Consider the following 19124-nt stretch of genomic DNA (forward strand, 5'->3'; position numbering starts at 1 on the left):
CCGGGGAGGGGCGGGGGTCAGGACTGCGGGGCCGGGTCCTGCGCGGGCGCCACCGGCTGCGGGGGCAGGGCGGCGAAGTAGGCGATGGTCTGCTTCAGCCCCTCCTCCCACGGGACCTGCGGCGACCAGCCGAGCAGCTCGCGCGCGAGGGTGGTGTCGGGCCGGCGCCGGCCGGGGTCGTCCACGGGCCGGTCGATGAAGGCGATCGGGGAGCGGGAGCCGGTGAGGGCGACCACCCGGCGGGCCAGGTCGGCGACGGTGATCTCGTCGCTGCCACCGATGTTCACCGGCCGTACGGACCTGCTCGCGGCGACCCGCAGGATGCCGTCCACGGTGTCGTCGACGTAGCACAGGGAGCGGGTCTGGCTGCCGTCGCCGGTCACGGTGAGGGGTTCGCCGGCCAGGGCCTGGCAGATGAAGGTGGGCACGGCCCGGCCGTCGTGGGCGCGCATCCGCGGCCCGTAGGTGTTGAACAGCCGCACGATGCCGGCGTTCGTGCCCCGGGTGCCGGTGTGCGCGGTGACCAGGGCCTCGGCGAACCGTTTGGACTCGTCGTACACGCTGCGCGGCCCGATGGGGTTGACGTTGCCCCAGTAGCCCTCGTGCTGCGGGTGGACCTGGGGGTCGCCGTACACCTCGGAGGTGGAGGCGAGCAGGAACCGGGCGCCGTCGCGTTCGGCGACGGCCAGCGCGTTGCGGGTGCCGTTGCTGCCGACCTCCAGGGTCTCCAGCGGCAGGCGGAGGTAGTCGGCGGGCGAGGCGGGGCAGGCGAAGTGCAGGACCAGGTCGTACGGGCCCGGGAGGCGTTCGGCGCAGTCGGCAGCGCTGACGTCGCAGTACACGTACCGGAAGCCGGGCCGCGCCTCCAGGTGCGCGATGTTCTCGCGCCGCCCGCAGACCAGGTTGTCGGCGCAGTCGACTTCGACGCCCGAATCCAGCAGCCGCTCGCACAGGTGGGAGCCGAGGAAGCCGGCACCGCCGGTCACGAGGGCGCGCCGCCAGGAGAACGGTGTGGCACCAGTCATGGGGGCTTCTCCTTCGTCGTCCTTCGTCCCCGTCGTGCGCGGCCGGAAGCGCGCTGTGGAGGGCGCCGTCCGTCTACGGCCGGGCTGTGTACGGGTGTTCGGCGCGTGCCGTGTCACCGGGCCCGGCGTGACCGGCCCGTCGGGGAGGAAGAGGACAGGGCCCGGGTCCCGGAGACGTCCGGGACCGCCCTGCGGGGCCGCCACTGGCTGGACGGCACTGGCAGCTGGGTTCCCCTGCCAGTTGGATTCACACGTTGGACTCTTATTCTCCGGAATCAGGGGTACTCGCGCGACTCAGGCGCCTCGTTACCACGGTGGAGGCCCCCATGCACCACGACGTCCCGGCAGCCGTGCTGCACACCCTGCGCGCACCCGGCCGGCCCCCGGAGAAGCTGCTGCTCACCGGCTGGTTCAGCTTCCGGGACGGGGAGGCGACGGCCGGGGACGTGCTCGCCCAGCGGCACATGTCGGCGGCGCTGACCGGGGCCGGCATCCCCCACGACACGGCGTGGAGCCCCGGGTTCCGGCCCGGCGCGCTGTCCCTGGAGACGGCCGACCCGGGCGCCTACGACACGCTGCTGTTCGTGTGCGGTCCGGTGCACGGACCCCAAGTCGCCGCCCTCCATGCAAGGTTCAGGTCCTGCACACGACTGGCGGCCGGGGTCTCGGTGGTCGACCCGGCGGACCCGGCGGCCACCGGTTTCCACACGATCGTCGCCCGGGACGGCACCGCGGCCCCGGCCCGCCGGGACCTCGCGGCGGACGCCCCGGTGGGTCCGCTGCCGCCGGTGGCCGCGGTGGTGCTCTCCTCGGGGCAGGGCGAGTACGGCGCGCGGCGGCGGCACGCGGAGGTCAACGACACGATCACGTCCTGGCTGGCCGGCCAGGACTGTACGCGGGTGCCGGCCGAGACCCGGCTGGCCGTGGACGACTGGCGGCTGTGCGCCACCGCCGAACAGTTCCTCGCCCTGGTCGCCCGCTGCGACGTGGTGGTCACCACCCGGCTGCACGGTCTGGTCCTGGCACTGCGGACCGGCACCCCGGTGATCGCGGTCGACCCGGTGGCGGGCGGGGCCAAGGTCACGGCGCAGGCGCGTGCCGTGGGCTGGCCCGCGCTGGTGGCGGCGGACGCGCTGTCCCCGTCGCTGCTGGACCACTGGTGGGGGTGGGCGCTGTCCGGGGCGGGCCGGACGGCCGCCGCCCGTCACTCGACCCGCTGACCGCGCGTGGCGGTCCGTGTAACGCGCGGTACCCGGGGCACTCGGCGCGGCGACGGCACGGCCCCTCCCGGGCCGCCGCGTCTCACGCAGGAGGTAACGACCATGGGTCACGGCGGAAACGTCATCCAGGAGCTGACCACCGACCACCGTGAGGTGGAGGAGATCTTCGGCCGTTTCGAGGCGCTGCCGCCCGGCTCGCCGGAACGCAAGGACCTCTGCGACCAGGCCACGATCGAGCTGGTCCGGCACTCGGTCGCCGAGGAGGCATATCTCTACCCGGCGGTCCGCGAGCACGTGGCGGGCGGTGACGCGCTGGCGGACAAGGAGCTCGAGGACCACGCCGAGGCCGAGCAGATCATGAAGGACCTGGAGGGCTGCCAGGCGGACGACCCCCGGTTCGACACGCTGATGACACGGCTGATGAGCGAGATCCGCTCCCATGTGACCGACGAGGAACAGAACCTGTTCCCGCGGCTGGAGGCGGCCTGTCCTCCGGACGCGCTGATGGAGCTGGGCGACAAGGTCCGCCGGGCCAAGCAGATGGCGCCGACCCGTCCGCACCCCTCGGCCCCGGACACTCCCCCGGCCAACAAGCTGCTGGCACCGGGAGCGGGCCTGGTCGACCGGCTGCGGGACGCGCTGTCGGGGCGGGGCAAGGAGAGCTGACGGCCCACCCTGACGCGCCGCCCGGGCTGCGTGGCCCGGGCGGCGCGTGGCATGTCGTGCTCGTACACGACCACCACGGCTACGGAGGCATGGGGCTCAGACCCACGGCGTGGGCGGCGTGGGCCTGGGGCGGCGGTGGGGGCGCCGGGGGCGCGGGCGGGTGGCCCGGCACAGCAGCCGGAACGCCTGGAGGAGGGTGACCGGCCACAGCAGCGCGAAGCACCACAGCAGCGCGGGGTCCGAGGTGCGGATGCCCATGACGGCGACGAACACCGACGCGACCGCCAGCAGCAGCACCGCCACCGGCAGCCAGACGCCGTACCGCACGTCGCCCATCCGGCGCGCGAACCGCCGGTCCTGTCTGAGGCCCGCCTCGATCCGCGCCAGCGCCAGCCGCTCGCGCGCGGACAGTCGTACCCCGTCGTGCTCCCACATCTTCCACTCGTCCACGACGACGGCACCTCCTCCGGTCGGCGGCCTGCGGGGCTCCGTGTCACCGGGTTCCCCGGACGCGGCGGCCGATGCGGTGCCGGAGGCCGGGAGGGCCGTACGAGCGGTGACGATCTCCCCGGTGCCACTCCCCTACGGCCAACCGGCGCGGCCCGGCAGGGCAGTTGCCGCCGCAGCGGGGCCGGCGCGGCCCCGGTGTGCCGGTAGAGTGCTGTTCCCCTTGGTCGACAGTCCGCTACGGACCGTAAAGCCGGGCGATCGCACGTGACCTCGGCTGCCGCAGGGCAGATACTGCCCATAGACGGGACGAACGGCTGTCTCCACCGGGTGACCGTCGGCACCTGACGCCCCGTCACGGCAGTCGAGGGCCAGGTTCGCGAGGAGACACCTATGAGGATGCTGATCAACGTACCGGAGACGGTCGTGGCGGACGCGTTGCGCGGTCTGGCGGCCGCGCATCCCGAACTGAACGTGGATGTGGAGAAGCGGGTGATCGTCCGCCGGGACGCCCCCGTGCCCGGGCAGGTCGCGCTCGTCTCGGGCGGCGGCTCCGGGCACGAGCCGCTGCACGGCGGTTTCGTCGGGCCGGGCATGCTCGCCGCCGCGTGCCCCGGCGAGATCTTCACGTCGCCGGTGCCGGACCAGATGGCGCGCGCCGCGGCGGCCGTGGACGGCGGCGCGGGCGTCCTGTTCATCGTGAAGAACTACACCGGTGACGTGCTGAACTTCGACATGGCGGCCGAGCTGGCCGAGGACGAGGGCATCCAGGTCGCCAAGGTGCTCGTCAACGACGACGTCGCGGTCACCGACAGCCTCTACACGGCCGGCCGGCGCGGTACGGGCGCGACGCTGTTCGTGGAGAAGATCGCGGGTGCCGCCGCGGCCGAGGGGCAGCCGCTGGAGCGCGTGGAGGCCGTCGGCCGCCGGGTCAACGACAACTCCCGCAGCTTCGGGGTGGCGCTCAGTGCCTGTACGACCCCGGCGAAGGGCAGCCCCACGTTCGATCTGCCCGACGGCGAGCTGGAGTTGGGCATCGGCATCCACGGCGAGCCGGGCCGGGAGCGGCGGCCGATGATGACCTCCGGGGAGATCGCCGACTTCGCGGTCGACGTCATCCTGGAGGACCTGCCGCCGCGCGCTCCCGTCCTGGTACTGGTCAACGGCATGGGCGCGACCCCGCTGCTGGAGCTGTACGGCTTCAACGCCGAGGTGCAGCGGGTGTTGCGCGAACGCGGTGTCGCCGTGGCCCGCACCCTCGTCGGCAACTACGTCACCTCGCTGGACATGGCGGGCGCCTCGGTGACGCTGTGTCAGGTGGACGAGGAGCTGTTGCGGCTGTGGGACGCACCGGTGAAGACCCCGGCCCTGCGCTGGGGCATGTGAGCGGGCGATGTGCCCGCACCACCACCCCGGCCGCATGGTCAACGGCCCTGTCACGCAAGGAGATCCAGTGCTCGACGCCGATTTCTTCCGCCGTTGGATGACGACGGCTGCCGCGTCCGTCGACCGGGAGGCCGAGCGGCTCACCGCCCTCGACTCGGCCATCGGGGACGCCGACCACGGCAGCAATCTGCGGCGCGGGTTCACGGCCGTGGCGACGGCCCTGGAGAAGGAGACACCGGACACCCCGGGCGGTGTTCTGATACTCGCCGGACGGCAGTTGATCTCGACGGTCGGGGGTGCGTCCGGGCCGTTGTACGGCACCCTGCTGCGCCGGGCGGGCAAGGCGCTCGGCGATGCCGCCGAGGTCGGCGAGGAGGAGCTGGCGGCGGCGCTGCGCGCGGGCGTGGAAGGGGTGATGACGCTCGGCGGGGCGGCACCCGGCGACAAGACCATGATCGACGCCCTGATGCCGGCCGTGGACGCGCTCGGCACGGGCTTCGCCGCCGCGCGGGCCGCCGCGGAGGAGGGCGCGGCAGCCACCATACCGTTGCGGGCCCGCAAGGGCCGGGCGAGTTATCTGGGCGAGCGCAGCGTCGGTCACCAGGACCCGGGGGCGACCTCGTCGGCGCTGCTGATCGCCGCGCTGGCCGAGACCGCGGAGGCGACGGAGGCGGACGGTGAGTGAGGACAGGCCGGTCGGGATCGTGCTGGTGTCGCACAGCGCCCAGGTGGCCGAGGCCGTCGCCGAGCTGGCGAAGGGCCTGGCGGGCGGGGCGGCCGGGGTACCGGTGGCCCCGGCGGGCGGCACCGAGGGCGGGGGGCTCGGCACCAGCGCCGAGCTGATCTCCGCGGCGGCGGCCTCGGTGGACCGGGGGGCCGGGGTGGCGGTGCTCACCGACCTGGGCAGCGCGGTACTCACGGTGAAGGCGCTGCTCGCCGAGGGTGACGAACTGCCGGAGGGCACCCGCCTGGTGGACGCGCCGTTCGTCGAGGGCGCGGTGGCCGCGGTGGTCACCGCCGCCGCGGGCGCCGACCTGGCCGCGGTGGAGGCCGCGGCGGCGGAGGCGTACAGCTACCGGAAGGTGTGAGAGCGACCGGCAGGGGTGAAGGCCCGGAAGGGCCGCCGGGCCCGGCGGGAGCAACCGGGCCCGGCGAGAGTACGGGCTGTCGCTAGGGGCCCGGCGGGAGCGACGCTCACCGGAGCGGGGACCGGCAGGGCCGACGGGGCCCGGAGCCGCTGACGGGTCACCGGAAGCGCGGGCCCGACCCGAGCAGCGACCGCCGGAAGGCGAAGACCCACACCACTGACCGGACCCGGCACCGGTCACGGTCACCGGAAGGCGGAGGCCCGACCCGAGCAACGACCGCCGGAAGGCGAAGACCCGGACGCCTGACCGGCCCCGGCACCGATCACGGCCACCGGAGGCGGCACCGGTCACCGGAAGGCGGAGGCCCGACCCGAGCAACGACCGCCGGAAGGCGGAGACCCGGACGCCTGACCGGCCCCGGCACCGATCACGGCCACCGGAGGCGGCACCGGTCACCGGAAGGCGGAGGCCGGCTCGAGCGACGGCCACCGGAAGGTGGAGACCGGCCCCAGTGGCGGCCGTTGCGAGGCGGGGCCGGCCAGGGCGGCGGGAGCGCGGAGACGTGCGGCGAGGGTTACGTGGGGGCGGGTCAGCGTCGGGAGAGGAAGCGTCGGGCCAGGCGCTCGCCCTCGGCTGCCGCCGCCGCGCGGTTTTCCACGGCGGTGATCCGGGAGTTGCGGAAGACGATGTAGGTGACGCCGGAGGACACCCCGCCGGAGCGGGGGTCGGGCCGGATGCCGAGGGCGCGCGCGGTGGCGTAGGAGGCCTCGCCGATGAGGTCGCGCGGGCCGGTGTCGCCGACGACGGCGTACCGCACCCGGTCCCCGTAGACGACGGCGGCGACCGAGCCTCCGCGCACCCCCGAGGCCCGGTGGTCCCAGCGGCGGCTGGGCGCCGGGACGACGATGTACGGCAGGGTCTCGGCGTTCAGCCGGCGGCCGTCGGACCCCACGACCGCCGTGGCGGGGGCGAACACCGGGTCGGTACGGCGGTTGCAGCGGGCGGTGGGGCGGCCGTCGCAGTCGATGTCCAGGTCGGCCTTCCAGAAGACGGCGTCCCGGGTGCCGCAGACGGGAATGGTCGCGGGGCGGCCCGCGTCGGTGCGGTAGCGGCCCCGGGAGACCCGGGTGCACCTGCCGGCCCGGGCGAGGAGGCGCGCGGCGGTGACCGCGTCCTCGGCACGGTGCGTCCGCTCGTCGCGCGCCGCGTTCCCGGCACGGCCCGGCCCCCCGGCACGGTCCGCTCCCCGACTGGGCGCCGTGTCCCGGTCGCGGGCCACGCCCTCGCCTCGGGCGACACCGGCCACGCCGCCACCGCGCGTCGCGCTCCCCTCGCGGACCGCGTTCTCGTCACGGGCCGCGACCCGTTCGGCGGGCGGGACGGCGGTGGCCGGCGCGGGCAGTGCCGGAGCGATCAGGGCGGCGCCGGCCGCGGCCAGCGTCAAGGACGGGACACGCACGATGGGGGACCCTCTCGTCGGGGACAAGGAGGACGTCCGGCCCGTGGTGCCGCGGCCCCGGACGCCGAGCCCACTGTGCTGTGACCTGGGGTCCGCGGCCACGGGGTGCGCCGCGAAGGGGCCGGATGGAGCACGTCCCTGACACCCTGTCAGGGGAACGGCGCGGCGGTGTCCGCCAGGGCGGCGCAGGGGACAACAGGGGCCGGGGACCCGGAGCGGGTACCGTCCCGGATCCCCCGGCCACCCGCGCCGGCGCGGGATCGGCGACGACAGCGTGTCCGCGCCACAGGCGTGAACTCCCCTGTCCTCGGGGGCCGTTCAGCCGTAGGGAGCCTCAGCATACGTAACCGCGGGGGATGGTCACCAACGCGGCCCCCTTGCTGCGCTCCCGCCGGCCGGGTCACTATTGGTCCGGACCTTTACGTGATGCCGAGGCCGTCCGGGGAGGGCAGTGCCGTGCGACGCGTACCCTTTCCGCCCGTGCTGATCTGCGGGGCCGTGCTGCTGGTCGCCTCCTGCGGCTGGAACCGGGCGGACGACGACGGCCGGGTACCCGGCGCTCCCGTCGGGATCACCGCCGCGGCGGGCAGCGCCACGAGCGTGCACGTGATGTGGAACGCGGCCCCCGCCGACGCCGGGGTCCGCACCTACGAGGTATATCGGGACACCACGAAAGTGGCCGAAGTCCCGGGCGCGCAGCACATGGTGGACGTCACCAGGCTCAGGCCGTCCACCCTGTACGCCTTCACCGTGCGGGCCCGGGACACCGCGGGCCGGCTGGGTCCGCCGAGCCGGGAGGTCCGGGCGCGGACGCCGGCCGTGACGGCGGCGGACCGCTCGGCTCCGGCCCGGCCGGGGACGGCCACCGGGCGGGCCGTGGGCAGCCGTGCCGTCCAGCTGTCCTGGGGAGCGTCCCGGGACGACCGGGGGGTGTCCTCGTACGACGTCTACCAGGGCGGTGTGAAGATCCACAGTGTCGGCGGGAACCAGACCGCCACCGTCGTCACGGGCCTGCGTCCCGGCACCCGTTATGTCTTCACGGTGCGCGCCCGGGACGCGGCCGACAACCTCTCCCCCGCCGGCCCGCCGGTCCGCCTGACCACGCCGGGCGGCGACGACGGCCGGGCGACCGCGCCCGCCGGGTTCACCGCCGCCACCCACCGTGCCGACGGCGCCTACTACATCGACCTCGCCTGGGATCCGCCACGCGTGGACGGCGTGATCACCGAGTACCAGATCGGGCTGGACGGCGCCGCGGCCACCTCGCTGGTCTGGGGCGGCGTTCCCCCGCGCGGCCGGGCACACCACAGCTTCTACGCGGGCGCCGCCGCCGGGGAGGAACACCGGGTGCGGCTGCGGGCCCGGCTGCCCGACGGCACCTGGGGCGGCTGGTCGGCGGAGCGGACGGTGACCACGGGCCGCTGAGGGCACATCAGCCCCCGCACGGGCCGCCGTCACCTGATCGGGCCGCTCCGGGTGCGGCCGTGTCCGGCGGGGCGTTGGCTGCGGTTGAGGCAGCACGGGCGCTTCCCGACCCCCGGCGGCGCATGGGACGTACCGCCGACCGTGCCGCCGGAGGCCCGTCCATGGACAACTCGCGACTCCTGCTCCGCTCCGGCCTGACCCTGGCGGCCGCCGCCGCGCTCCCGGCCGTGCTCGCCGGGCCGACCGCGGCGGTTTCGGGCATCTCGGTCAGCACCATCGGTTCCACGGTGTCGGTGGTCACCAGCGCGTGCACCCAGGTCAACGGCAGCTGGGGCACCGCGGCCCTGCTCACCAGCCGTCAGGCGAACTTCTCCCAGGGCCGGCAGGTGGCCCTGGCCGGCACGTCGGTCAGCCAGTCCGCGGCCTGGACGGGGGTCAGCCCGGGGACCTACACCGTGGTCGTGCTCTGCTCCAGTGGCACCACCGCGGGCAGCCAGTCGGTGATCGTCTCCGGTTCGGCCGTGCCGACCGGGCCCGCACCGGCCGTCCCGACCGGGCCCGCGCCCGCCCGGACCCAGCCGGCTCCCGTCCAGACCCGGCCCGTGCCCGTCCAGACCCGGCCGACGGTCTCGGCGACCACCAGCCCGGCCCCGTCCCGGGGCGTGATGGGCGGCCTCGGCGGCGCCGCCCGCGACTACGGCACCCTCACCCTCGGCGCGGGCGCCGCCCTGGTCGGCGCCGGCGTCGTCGCCACCGGCTGGGTCCTGCGCCGCCGCTCCCGGCCGTACCGGCTCTGAGGCCCCTTCAGTCGGTGTCCGGCAGTTCGGCGAACTCCGCCAGGGCGCGGGTGAGCCACTGGGTCCAGAAGGTCTCCAGATCGATCCCGGCCCGCAGTACCAGATGGCGCAGCCGGTCCTGCGGGGCGTCCCGGCCGGGCGGGAAGTCCCGCTTCTCGATCTCCCGGTACTCGGCGAGCTGCCGCCGGTGCAGCTCCAGGTGGCGGCGCAGGTCGGCCTCCAGGCCCGCGGTGCCCACCACGGCGGCCGCGCGCAGCCGCAGCAGCAGCACGTCCCGCTGCGGCTTCGGGTCCTGCGCGGCGGCGGTCCAGCGGGCCAGTTCGGCCCGGCCCGCGGGCAGCACCTCGTAGCTCTTCTTCTGCCCGCGGGCCGGCTGCTCGGCCGGCAGCGCGCGGATGAGCCCCTCGGCCTCCAGTTTCCCCAGCTCGCGATAGATCTGCTGGTGCGTCGCGGACCAGAAGTAGCCGATCGACTTGTCGAACCGGCGGGTCAGTTCCAGTCCCGACGACGGCTTTTCCAGCAGGGCGGTGAGGATCGCGTGCGGGAGTGACATGGGCTCATCCTAGGGAGGGAGGTCCCCGGCCCCTACAGGGCCGCCGCCAGCTCCGTGCCCTGCTTGATCGCCCGCTTGGCGTCCAGCTCGGCGGCCACGTCGGCGCCGCCGATGAGGTGGGCGCTGCGGCCGGCGGCGATCAGCGCCTCGTACAGGTCGCGGCGCGGTTCCTGACCGGTACACAGCACGACCGTGTCGACCTCCAGGACCGTGCTCTCCTCGCCGACGGTGATGTGCAGGCCGGCGTCGTCGATCCGGTCGTAGCGCACGCCCGGCACCATGGTCACGCCCCGGTGCTTCAGCTCGGTGCGGTGGATCCAGCCGGTGGTCTTGCCGAGGCCGGCGCCGACCTTGCTGGTCTTGCGCTGGAGCAGGTGCACCTGGCGGGGCGGGGCGGGCCGCTCGGGGGCGGTGAGGCCGCCGGGCGCCCGGTAGTCCATGTCGACGCCCCAGTGCCGGAAGTAGGTCCGCGGGTCCTCGCTCGCCTTGTCGCCGCCGTCGGTGAGGTACTCGGCGACGTCGAAGCCGATGCCGCCGGCGCCGAGGACGGCGACGCGGTCGCCGACGGGGGCGCCGTCGCGGAGCACGTCGAGGTAGCCGAGCACGCGGGGGTGGTCGACGCCGGGGATGTCCGGGGTGCGCGGGGTGACGCCGGTGGCGACCACGACCTCGTCGTAGCCGTCCAGGTCGGCGGCCTCCACCCAGGTGTCCAGACGGACGTCGACGCCGTGCGCGTCGAGCTGGTGGCGGAAGTAGCGCAGCGTCTCGTCGAACTCCTGCTTGCCGGGCACCTTGCGGGCGACGTTGAGCTGTCCGCCGATCTCGCCCGCCGCGTCGAACAGGGTGACCGCGTGGCCGCGTTCGGCGGCGGAGACCGCGCAGGCGAGACCGGCCGGGCCGGCGCCGACCACGGCGACGCGCTTCTTCAGCCGGGTCGGCGCGAGGACCAGCTCGGTCTCGTGGCAGGCCCGCGGATTGACCAGGCAGGAGGTGATCTGCCCGCTGAAGGTGTGGTCGAGGCAGGCCTGGTTGCAGCCGATGCAGGTGTTGATGGCCTCCGGGGTGCCGGCGGCGGCCTTGGCGACGAAGTCGGGGTCGGCGAGCATCGGGCGGGCCAGGGACACCATGTCCGCGCAGCCGTCGGCGAGCAGCTCCTCGGCGAGTTCCGGGGTGTTGATGCGGTTGGTGGTGACCAGCGGGACGGACACCTCGCCCATGAGCTTCTTGGTGACCCAGGTGTAGGCGCCGCGCGGCACGGAGGTGGCGATGGTGGGGATGCGCGCCTCGTGCCAGCCGATGCCGGTGTTGATGATCGTCGCACCGGCGGCCTCCACCGCCTTGCCGAGGGTGATCACCTCCGCCAGCGAGGAGCCGCCCGGGACCAGGTCCAGCATGGACAGCCGGTAGATGACGATGAAGTCCTCGCCGACGGCCTCGCGGACCCGCTTGACGATCTCGACGGGGAAGCGCATCCGGTTCTCGTACGAGCCGCCCCAGCGGTCGGTGCGCCGGTTGGTCGGCGCGGCGGTGAACTCGTTGATCAGATAGCCCTCGGAGCCCATGATCTCGACGCCGTCGTAGCCGGCCTGCCGGGCGAGCCGGGCGGTGCGGGCGTAGTCGTCGATGGTGCGCTCGATGTCGGCGTCGGTCAGCTCCCGGGGCACGAAGGGGCTGATGGGCGCCTGGAGGGGGCTGGGCGCGACCAGGTCGCGGTGGTAGGCGTACCGGCCGAAGTGCAGGATCTGCAGGGCGATCCGGCCGCCTTCGCGGTGCACGGCCTCGGTGACCACCCGGTGCCGCTCGGCCTCCGCGTCGGTGGTGAGCTTGGCCCCGCCCTCGTACGGCCGGCCCTCCTCGTTGGGGGCGATGCCGCCGGTGACGATGAGGCCCACGCCGCCGCGCGCGCGGGCCGCGTAGAACGCCGCCATCCGCTCGAAGCCGCGCTCGGCCTCCTCCAGGCCGACGTGCATGGAGCCCATCAGTACGCGGTTGGGCAGGGTGGTGAAGCCCAGGTCGAGCGGGGTCATCAGGTGCGGGTAACGGCTCATCGGGCCCTCCGTGCGCGGTGTCGTCGCCTCTTGTTGTAGAGGAAGCCCGAGGCTTTGTGCAACTAGTTGCACAAAGAGTCGCCGGTGTAACTACTAGTATGTACAGTCGATGGTGACCGATCCGCCGCCCGGAAGGACGCCCCGCCATGCCCTTCGTCCGCATAGACACGCTCGGCACCGACCCCGCCCGCCTCGACGCCCTCGGCCAGGCCGTGCAGGACGCCCTCGTGGAGACGCTGGGAATTCCGCCGGAGGACCGCTTCCAGGTGCTGACCGGCCACGACGGCGCCGGCAGCACCCTGCGCTACGGCGACTACCCGGGCGTGCCGCGCGACGACTCGGTCGTCTTCGTGGCGATCACCCTGCGGGCCGGACGGGACGCCGGCCGCAAGCGGGCGGTGTACCGGCGGATCGCCGAGCTGGTGCACGAGCGGACCGGTACCGAGCCGCGCAATGTGCTGGTCACCCTGACCGAGAACGGCGACGCCGACTGGTCCTTCGGGTACGGGCAGGCGCAGTACGCCCCGGCCGGTCGGGGACCGGCCGGGGCGTCGCCGCGGTGACTCAGCGGCTCTCCAGGCGCAGGTGCAGGTCCCGCTCCTGGTCTCCGGAGGCCGTACAGGTCTCCTTCACGGTGAACATCGAGTCCAGGGTGGTGCGGAACCGGTCGACGGCCCAGTAGCCGCCCTGGACGTCCGCCTGGACCGGCTGCCCGAGGTGCACCGGCCGGCAGCCGCCCCGGGCGTCGGCGACGTCGTACGTGCCGAGCCAGACCATCGGCCGGGTCTCGTGGAGCTGCTGGGGCACCTCGTCCGCGCCCCGGTCGGAGGCGAAGCAGGACCTGAGCGCCTCGAACACCAGGCGGGCGTCCTCCTTCGATCCGCTGATCTCCACCGTGACGGTTTCCGGATGCGACCGCTCCGTGTCTGCCATGATCGCTCCTTTCGTGGCCGCGCTGCGGTGGAACGGGGTACCCCGCCGAACCGCGTCCACCCCCAGGAAAGCACCACGTGCCGCAGCGCACACCTCAGCCGCGGGTGAACTTGTACGTCTTGCTGTCCGTCAGCGCGCAGAAGCCGGGCGAGACGACGATCACGCGCAGGACGCCGCTGCGGCGGTCGTAGTCGATGCCCTCCGCCTCGAAGGACCCCTGGCAGGAGCTGCGCAGCGGCAACTGGCGCACCGCCGTGACATGCCCGGTGACGTCGGCGGTCCCGTCCGGCGGGGCGGAGAGGTCGATCTGGAGCAGCGGCTTGGTGAGGCCGAAGAGACTGCCCTCGGGGTCGTCGGAGGAGCACAACAGGGTGGTGGGGCCGGTGAAGTCGCAGCCCTGGACGTCGCGGACGGCGTGGTCCAGGCGGACGGTGGAGACCCGCGGGAGGTCCGCCGAGGGCGAGGTGGCGGGGTTGACGCCCGGGGTCGGGAAGACCAGCAGGCGGGTCATGGTGCCCCACTCGCCGGACAGCATCCACCGGCCGTCGGGCGAGACGGCGGCCCAGGAGTTGTTCAGCGCCTCGTCCGGGCCGAGCGTGTGGACGTACTCCGACCACGCGCCGCCGGGCGCCTGCACCCGGAACATCTTCGAGTTGCCGGAGTCCCGCTGGTAGGGCTCGATGTAGAAGCCGTCGTAGGAGGCGTCGGGGTCGCCGACGTGGTTCCAGCCGCGGCCGGCCAGGCCGAGCGGGACGGTGCCGATGCCGGTGTAGCGGTTCGGGCTGTTCGCCGGGACCTCCACCGAGGTCAGCCCCTGGCTCTCGGTCAGCGGGTCGGCGCGGTCGGAGCCGGTCTCGGTCCAGGTGTCGGCCGCCGAGGCGGGCGCGGGCGCGGCGAGGGACACGACAGCGGCGGTGACAAGGGTGACCAATCCGGCGAGGAGTGTATGACAGCGTTGCCGGGCGGACGCGGGCATGGCCGGCTCCTGGGCGGGCGACGGGGCACTCGGACGGCGGACAGTCTGGCGTGGCGCCATCGTCATGTACAGACCAATCGCACACCATGTGTGTGAACTCTCACCGCCCCCGGGACCGCGCGGTACGGTCGCGGTGGGGGTACCGGGCCGCGCGCACCACCGGCGCGGCGGCTCCGGCGGACGTCCGCCGCCGTGGTGAGAGATGGTGGAGGGAGAACGGCGACGGTGGCGGAGAGTCGGGTGTGAGCGCGGTAGAACGAGGTCAGTCGGCGCGAGGCACGGCGTGCCGTGCGGACGGACGAAGGCGGTGCGTGGCATGAGTGCGGCCGAGGCTCCGGCGACGGAGAACGGCGGGCCCGCGCGCGGTCCGGTTCCCCCGGGCGGCCTGCTGGACGTCCTGGGCGTGGCGTCGGTGGTGCTGGACACGGACGGCCGGATCGTGCTGTGGAGTCCGCAGGCGGAGGAACTGTTCGGGTACACCGCCGAGGAGGCCCTCGGCCAGTACGCCGCCCGGCTGATGGTGCACGAGGAGCACAGCCGGCTGGTGGGCCGGCTGTTCGCCGACGTGATGCGCACCGGGCAGAGCTGGGCGGGCGGCTTCCCGGTCCGGCACAAGGACGGCAGCACCCGTCTGGTGGAGTTCCGCAACATGCGGCTGCTGGACGACCGCGGGGACGTCTACGCGCTCGGGCTGGCCGCCGACCAGTCGACCGTACGGCGGCTGGAACAGGACGTGGCGCTGTCCGAGCGGATGGTGAAGCAGTCCCCGATCGGCTACGGCGTCCTGGACACCGAGCTGCGCTTCGTCTCCGTCAATCCCGCCCTGGAGCGCATCAACGGGGTGCCGGCCGCCGAGCACGTGGGCCGGACGCTGCGGGAGGTGGTGCCGCTGCTGAACGTCGGCGACCTGGAGGCCGCGGCCCGTCGGGTGCTGGAGACCGGTGTGCCGCTGATCGACGACACGCTGGTCGGCCGCACCCCGGCCGACCCGGACGAGGACCACACCTGGTCGCACTCGCTGTACCGGCTGGAGGACACCCTGGGCCATGTGCTCGGGGTGGCCGTCTCGCTGGTCGACATCACCGAACAGCACCGGGCCTCCGTCGAGGCGGAGACCGCGCGCCGCCGGCTCGCGGTGATCGCGGACGCCTCGGCCCGGATCGGCACCACGCTGGAGCTGGAGCGCACCGCCTGCGAACTGGCCGAGGTCGCGGTGCCGGAGCTGGCGGACGTGGCGGCGGTGGACCTGCTGGACGCGGTGGTGGAGGGCCGGCCCAGCGCGCTCGGACCCTCGGAGTCCGCGGTGATCCGGGCGCTGGCCGTGCGCCCGGCGGAGGGCAGCGACGCGGTCCGGGCCGCCGACCCGCCCGGCCAGATCGCCCGGTACGGGCCGGACCGGCTGGTCACCGAGTGCGTGCGCACCGGTGAGGCGGTGCTGGTGCCGCGGGTGAAGGACGCGGACCTGCCGCTGATCGCCCGCTCCGCGGAGGCGGCCGTGCTGCTCGGCCGGGCGGGCCTGCACTCGTACCTCGCGGTGCCGCTGATCGCGCGCGGCGAGGTGCTGGGCGCGCTGGACCTCAAACGCACCCGCAACCCGGCACCCTTCGACGAGGACGACGTGCTGCTGGCGCGGGAGCTGGCGGCCCGCGCGGCCGTGCAGATCGACAACGCGCGCTGGTACCAGAACGCCCGCAACACCGCGCTCACCCTCCAGCGCAGCCTGCTGCCCAGCCATCCGCCGGTCACCACCGCCCTGGAGGTGGCCTCCCGCTACCAGCCGGCCGGGGCCACCAGCGAGGTGGGCGGCGACTGGTTCGACGTCATCCCGCTGGAGGGCGGCAAGACCGCGCTCGTCGTGGGCGATGTGATGGGCAGCGGGGTCAGCGCGGCCGCCACGATGGGCCGGCTGCGCACCGCGACCACCACCCTGGCCGCGCTCGACCTCGACCCGGCCCGGCTGCTGGAACACCTGGACAAGACGACCTCGGCCCTGGACCACTCCATCGCCACCTGCGTGTACGCCGTGCACGACCCGCACTTGCGCCAGTGCCGGATCGCCAACGCCGGCCATCTGCCGCCGGCCCGGGTACGGCCCGGCAGGCCGCCGGAGCTGCTCGACCTGCCCACCGGGGTGCCGCTCGGGGTGGGCGGGGTCGGCTTCTCCACCGTGACGGTCGGTTTCGAGCCCGGTGACGAGCTGGTGTTCTACACCGACGGGCTGGTGGAGACCCGCTCCCACTCGCTGGACGAGCGGCTGGCCCTGCTGCTGTCGCTGCTGGACGACCCCGCCCGCCCGCTGGAGGAGACCTGCGACCACCTCCTGCGCACGCTGCGCCACCCGGACAACCACGACGACGTGGCGCTGCTCATCGCCCGGGCGCAGGAGCTGGGGTAGCGGGCGGGCGGGGCCGGTTACCGCGCCGCCCCCTCCCGCGCCGGTGCGGGGCGTACGCCGATGACCACATGCGCGTACAGGTCCTCGTCCACGGCCAGACGGGTCGTCAGGCCCGCGTCGGTGAAGGCGCGTACGGCGGCGGGGGCCTGGCGTTCGCTGGTCTCGGTGAGCAGGCTGCCGCCGGGGGCGAGCCACTCGCGGGCCCCGGCGGCGACCCGGCGCAGCACATCGAGTCCGTCGGCGCCGCCGTCCAGCGCGATCAGCGGTTCGTGGTCGCGGGCCTCCGCCGGGAGCAGGGGCACCTCGGCGGTGGGGACGTAGGGCACGTTGGCCGTCAGCAGGGCCACCCGGCCGCGCAGGCCGGGCGGCAGGGCGTCGTAGAGATCCCCCTGGTGGGCCCGGCCGCCGAAGGGGGCGAGGTTGCGGCGGGCGCAGCGTACGGCGGCCGGGTCGATGTCGGCGGCGTGCACCTCGGCCCCGGGCAGGGCGTGGGCGAGGGCCGCGCCGAGCGCGCCGGAACCGCAGCACAGGTCCACGACGACGGTCGCGTCCGGCGCGGCGGCCAGCGCCTGGCCGGCCAGGAACTCGGTACGGCGGCGGGGGACGAACACCCCGGGTTCCACGGCGATGCGCAGTCCGCGGAACCGGGCCCAGCCGAGGACCTGTTCGAGGGGAAGCCCGGCGGCGCGCCGGTCCACCATGCCGGCCGCCTCCTCGGGGGTGCGGGCGGTGGCGAGGATCAACTCGGCCTCGTCCTCGGCGAAGACGCACCCGGCGGCGCGCAGCGCCGAGACGACGGCGGAAGGGGTCATGGGGGTGGGTACGGGCATGGAAGCGGAAAGCCTTTCGGGAGCGCGAGACTTCAGGGCGCTCCCGCGGTCACCGCTGCCGGCGTACCGCGCCGTCACAAGGAGAGAGCACCCCAGCCGACACAGCGGTAATGGGTCTCACCTCCTCGCCCTCGGGGCCGCGGGTCTTCGCGGCCGGACGGCCACCATACCCCACGGCCCGACGGGCCTTCCGTCCCGGCGAGTTCAGACGCCGACCGACTCCTCGGCCTCTTCGTCGGCCTCCCGTGCGGCCTCGTCCTTGGCGTGCCGCGGGCCCGTCCGCCCGGTCTCGGTCCCGGCGGCCGCGGCACCGGCCTCGGCAGCGGCCCCGGCGTGGGCGGCTTCCCGGCGGGCGCGGCCGGCGCCCTCGTACCGGGCGGCCGCCGCGGTCACCAGGACGCCGGCCAGCAGCCAGGCCACCAGGGTCCACACCGTGCGGCCGAGGCCGTCGTTGCCGAAGTACAGCAGGCTGCGGACGCCCTCGACGAAGCCGGCGCCGTTCCAGAAGGCGTGCAGGGTGCCGAAGAACCCGTTCTGCAGCTCGGGCCGGAACAGCCCGCCGGAGCTGGTGAAGTTCAGCATCACGAACAGCACCATCATGGTCAGCGTGGTCCACCGCTTCAGGAAGGTGTGCAGGCCGACGCCGATCAGCAGGATGCCCGCCGAGTACAGCCAGGCCATGCCCCACACGCCCGCGAGGTCGTGGTGGGCGAGGTGGAACACCGGCCCGGCGAGCAGCGCTCCGACACAGCTGACCACCGCGGAGACACCGACGGCGAGCAGCGCGCGGACGCGCATGGCGAGGGCGGCTCCGGCGGCGCCGAGGGCGGCGACCGAGGCGTAGGAGCCGATGCTGACGGCGATCATCAGGAAGAACAGGCCCTGCCCGGTGGGGTCGTCGGCGACCGGCCGGGCCACATCGGTGATCTTCAGCGGCACGCCCTGTCCGGCGGCGACCGGGGTGAAGACCTTCTCGACGGCCATGGCACCCATGTCGGAGGCGGCGCTCGCCACCAGCAGCTCGGGCGCCTTGGCGCTCGGCACGTAGGCGCCGGTGACATCGCGGGACTCGAGCAGTTCGACGGCGTCGGCGCGGCTGGCCACCGTGCGCACGTCGAGCTTCTCGCCGGCCGTGTCCTTGACCGTCTGCGCGAAGACCTTGGCCTGCGGGGTGGCGCCGACGACGGCGACCGGCAGATGGTGCGGCTCGGGGGTGACGAACGCCCCCATGTAGGCGAGCCCCATGCCTACGCACATCAGCAGCGGGGTGATCAGGTGCGTGAGCACATGGCGCAGTGCCGGTGACCTCATCGCGCGCGACCTCCAAAGGTTGGCTTATACAACTTTCACTTCAAGTTGTACTATACAACTAGAAACCCCGGAGGAGGTACTTCCCGTGAGCGCAGCGGAGTCGGCCGTCGAGACGATCCAGCGCGAGATGACCATCTTCGCCCGCCGGGCCCGCGCCTCGGCGGGCCGTATGCACCCCGAGCTGTCCCTGGTGTCGTACACCCTGCTCGGACACCTGGAGGAACGCGACGGCTGCCGGGCGACCGACCTGGCGGCCCACTACGCGCTGGACAAGTCCACGGTGAGCCGGCAGGTGGCCGCGCTGGAGCGGGCCGAGCTGATCGAACGCCGGCTGGACCCGGAGGACCACCGGGTCCAGGTGCTGCACCTGACGGAGGCCGGCCGGGAGATCCTGGCCCAGGTCACCCGCAGCCGCCGGGCCGCCTTCCGGGAACGGCTCGCCGAGTGGCCGGAGGAGGACCTGGTGCGGTTCGCGGCCTACCTGGAGCGGTACAACGCGGGGCCGGCGGGCACGGACGGGGAGTGAGGCAAGGGGCGCATGACCTCCACCACCTCGCCCCCGGAG

General features: G+C 74.2%; 19 protein-coding genes. 10 read left to right on the top strand and 9 right to left on the bottom strand.

Annotation, left to right across the window (positions count from 1 at the left end):
- Positions 1-17 precede the first annotated feature (17 nt).
- Positions 18-1025, bottom strand: coding sequence for an NAD-dependent epimerase/dehydratase family protein (locus tag HB370_RS05675; protein ID WP_030784029.1), 1008 nt, complete (start codon positions 1023-1025; stop codon positions 18-20).
- A gap of 326 nt (positions 1026-1351) precedes the next feature.
- Here HB370_RS05675 and HB370_RS05680 point away from each other — a divergent pair, with 326 nt between their 5' ends.
- Both HB370_RS05680 and HB370_RS05685 read left to right on the top strand, forming a co-directional pair.
- Positions 1352-2245 carry a polysaccharide pyruvyl transferase family protein gene (locus tag HB370_RS05680; RefSeq protein WP_030784032.1) on the top strand — a complete coding sequence of 298 codons (894 nt, stop codon included), beginning with the start codon at positions 1352-1354 and terminating at the stop codon, positions 2243-2245.
- 102 nt (positions 2246-2347) lie between these two features.
- Positions 2348-2911, top strand: coding sequence for a hemerythrin domain-containing protein (locus HB370_RS05685; RefSeq protein ID WP_030784036.1), 564 nt, complete (start codon positions 2348-2350; stop codon positions 2909-2911).
- A 96-nt stretch (positions 2912-3007) separates the two neighbouring features.
- On the opposite strand, the gene HB370_RS05690 is transcribed toward HB370_RS05685, so the two are convergent.
- Positions 3008-3361, bottom strand: a complete 354-nt coding sequence (locus HB370_RS05690) for a DUF3040 domain-containing protein (protein WP_030784039.1) — start codon at positions 3359-3361, stop codon at positions 3008-3010.
- A 390-nt stretch (positions 3362-3751) separates the two neighbouring features.
- Here HB370_RS05690 and dhaK point away from each other — a divergent pair, with 390 nt between their 5' ends.
- The 3 genes from dhaK to HB370_RS05705 all read left to right on the top strand — a co-directional run bounded on the left by dhaK (position 3752) and on the right by HB370_RS05705 (position 5832).
- A complete protein-coding gene (gene dhaK / locus HB370_RS05695; protein ID WP_030784043.1) occupies positions 3752-4744 on the top strand; it encodes a dihydroxyacetone kinase subunit DhaK in 993 nt (330 codons plus the stop codon).
- A gap of 67 nt (positions 4745-4811) precedes the next feature.
- Positions 4812-5429 (top strand): dihydroxyacetone kinase subunit DhaL, encoded by a 618-nt coding sequence (gene dhaL, locus HB370_RS05700; protein ID WP_030784047.1) that lies wholly within the window; start codon positions 4812-4814, stop codon positions 5427-5429.
- Positions 5422-5832 (top strand): PTS fructose transporter subunit IIA, encoded by a 411-nt coding sequence (locus HB370_RS05705; RefSeq protein ID WP_030784051.1) that lies wholly within the window; start codon positions 5422-5424, stop codon positions 5830-5832. Before dhaL ends, HB370_RS05705 begins: the two co-directional genes overlap by 8 nt.
- Positions 5833-6421: 589 nt before the next feature.
- Here HB370_RS05705 and HB370_RS05710 read toward each other — a convergent pair.
- Positions 6422-7291 (bottom strand): glycoside hydrolase family 75 protein, encoded by an 870-nt coding sequence (locus HB370_RS05710; protein WP_030784055.1) that lies wholly within the window; start codon positions 7289-7291, stop codon positions 6422-6424.
- Positions 7292-7747: 456 nt separating this feature from the next.
- Between HB370_RS05710 and HB370_RS05715 the strand changes: the two genes are divergently transcribed.
- Positions 7748-8716 (top strand): fibronectin type III domain-containing protein, encoded by a 969-nt coding sequence (locus tag HB370_RS05715; protein ID WP_030784060.1) that lies wholly within the window; start codon positions 7748-7750, stop codon positions 8714-8716.
- 161 nt (positions 8717-8877) lie between these two features.
- Positions 8878-9513 carry a hypothetical protein gene (locus HB370_RS05720; protein WP_030784063.1) on the top strand — a complete coding sequence of 212 codons (636 nt, stop codon included), beginning with the start codon at positions 8878-8880 and terminating at the stop codon, positions 9511-9513.
- 7 nt (positions 9514-9520) lie between these two features.
- Here HB370_RS05720 and HB370_RS05725 read toward each other — a convergent pair whose 3' ends face one another.
- Together HB370_RS05725 and HB370_RS05730 are read right to left on the bottom strand one after the other, a co-directional pair.
- Positions 9521-10066, bottom strand: a complete 546-nt coding sequence (locus HB370_RS05725; RefSeq protein ID WP_030784067.1) for a PadR family transcriptional regulator — start codon at positions 10064-10066, stop codon at positions 9521-9523.
- Between the two features lie 32 nt (positions 10067-10098).
- A complete protein-coding gene (locus HB370_RS05730) occupies positions 10099-12114 on the bottom strand; it encodes an NADPH-dependent 2,4-dienoyl-CoA reductase (protein ID WP_030784070.1) in 2016 nt (671 codons plus the stop codon).
- 146 nt (positions 12115-12260) lie between these two features.
- Here HB370_RS05730 and HB370_RS05735 point away from each other — a divergent pair, with 146 nt between their 5' ends.
- Positions 12261-12677, top strand: coding sequence for a tautomerase family protein (locus HB370_RS05735; protein ID WP_030784082.1), 417 nt, complete (start codon positions 12261-12263; stop codon positions 12675-12677).
- Between the two features lies 1 nt (position 12678).
- On the opposite strand, the gene HB370_RS05740 is transcribed toward HB370_RS05735, so the two are convergent.
- Together HB370_RS05740 and HB370_RS05745 are read right to left on the bottom strand one after the other, a co-directional pair.
- Complete coding sequence (locus HB370_RS05740) at positions 12679-13047, bottom strand: hypothetical protein (protein ID WP_030784085.1); 369 nt, start codon at positions 13045-13047, stop codon at positions 12679-12681.
- A 94-nt stretch (positions 13048-13141) separates the two neighbouring features.
- Positions 13142-14023 (bottom strand): hypothetical protein, encoded by an 882-nt coding sequence (locus HB370_RS05745; protein ID WP_030784088.1) that lies wholly within the window; start codon positions 14021-14023, stop codon positions 13142-13144.
- Positions 14024-14339: 316 nt separating this feature from the next.
- On the opposite strand from HB370_RS05745, the gene HB370_RS05750 reads away from it, so the two are divergent.
- Positions 14340-16418: a SpoIIE family protein phosphatase gene (locus HB370_RS05750; RefSeq protein ID WP_030784091.1), complete on the top strand. Its 2079-nt coding sequence runs from the start codon at positions 14340-14342 to the stop codon at positions 16416-16418.
- Positions 16419-16435: 17 nt separating this feature from the next.
- Here the strand turns inward: HB370_RS05750 and HB370_RS05755 are convergent, their stop codons facing one another.
- A complete protein-coding gene (locus HB370_RS05755) occupies positions 16436-17248 on the bottom strand; it encodes a putative protein N(5)-glutamine methyltransferase (RefSeq protein WP_030784095.1) in 813 nt (270 codons plus the stop codon).
- Between the two features lie 204 nt (positions 17249-17452).
- Positions 17453-18559 carry a membrane protein gene (locus tag HB370_RS05760; RefSeq protein ID WP_030784098.1) on the bottom strand — a complete coding sequence of 369 codons (1107 nt, stop codon included), beginning with the start codon at positions 18557-18559 and terminating at the stop codon, positions 17453-17455.
- Between the two features lie 127 nt (positions 18560-18686).
- On the opposite strand from HB370_RS05760, the gene HB370_RS05765 reads away from it, so the two are divergent.
- Positions 18687-19085, top strand: a complete 399-nt coding sequence (locus HB370_RS05765; RefSeq protein ID WP_280117790.1) for a MarR family winged helix-turn-helix transcriptional regulator — start codon at positions 18687-18689, stop codon at positions 19083-19085.
- Positions 19086-19124 lie beyond the last annotated feature (39 nt).

Source organism: Streptomyces sp. DSM 40868 (assembly GCF_011820545.1).
Taxonomy (GTDB): domain Bacteria; phylum Actinomycetota; class Actinomycetes; order Streptomycetales; family Streptomycetaceae; genus Streptomyces; species Streptomyces eurythermus.

Coding starts and splice junctions, on each gene's coding strand:
- HB370_RS05725 (WP_030784067.1), bottom strand. CDS start 10,066: ATGTCACTCCCGCACGCGATCCTCACCGCCCTGCTGGAAAAGCCGTCG.
- HB370_RS05755 (WP_030784095.1), bottom strand. CDS start 17,248: ATGCCCGTACCCACCCCCATGACCCCTTCCGCCGTCGTCTCGGCGCTG.
- HB370_RS05675 (WP_030784029.1), bottom strand. CDS start 1,025: ATGACTGGTGCCACACCGTTCTCCTGGCGGCGCGCCCTCGTGACCGGC.
- HB370_RS05730 (WP_030784070.1), bottom strand. CDS start 12,114: ATGAGCCGTTACCCGCACCTGATGACCCCGCTCGACCTGGGCTTCACC.
- dhaK (WP_030784043.1), top strand. CDS start 3,752: ATGAGGATGCTGATCAACGTACCGGAGACGGTCGTGGCGGACGCGTTG.
- HB370_RS05735 (WP_030784082.1), top strand. CDS start 12,261: ATGCCCTTCGTCCGCATAGACACGCTCGGCACCGACCCCGCCCGCCTC.
- HB370_RS05760 (WP_030784098.1), bottom strand. CDS start 18,559: ATGAGGTCACCGGCACTGCGCCATGTGCTCACGCACCTGATCACCCCG.
- HB370_RS05765 (WP_280117790.1), top strand. CDS start 18,687: ATGACCATCTTCGCCCGCCGGGCCCGCGCCTCGGCGGGCCGTATGCAC.
- HB370_RS05680 (WP_030784032.1), top strand. CDS start 1,352: ATGCACCACGACGTCCCGGCAGCCGTGCTGCACACCCTGCGCGCACCC.
- HB370_RS05720 (WP_030784063.1), top strand. CDS start 8,878: ATGGACAACTCGCGACTCCTGCTCCGCTCCGGCCTGACCCTGGCGGCC.
- HB370_RS05745 (WP_030784088.1), bottom strand. CDS start 14,023: ATGCCCGCGTCCGCCCGGCAACGCTGTCATACACTCCTCGCCGGATTG.
- HB370_RS05740 (WP_030784085.1), bottom strand. CDS start 13,047: ATGGCAGACACGGAGCGGTCGCATCCGGAAACCGTCACGGTGGAGATC.
- HB370_RS05685 (WP_030784036.1), top strand. CDS start 2,348: ATGGGTCACGGCGGAAACGTCATCCAGGAGCTGACCACCGACCACCGT.
- HB370_RS05750 (WP_030784091.1), top strand. CDS start 14,340: ATGAGTGCGGCCGAGGCTCCGGCGACGGAGAACGGCGGGCCCGCGCGC.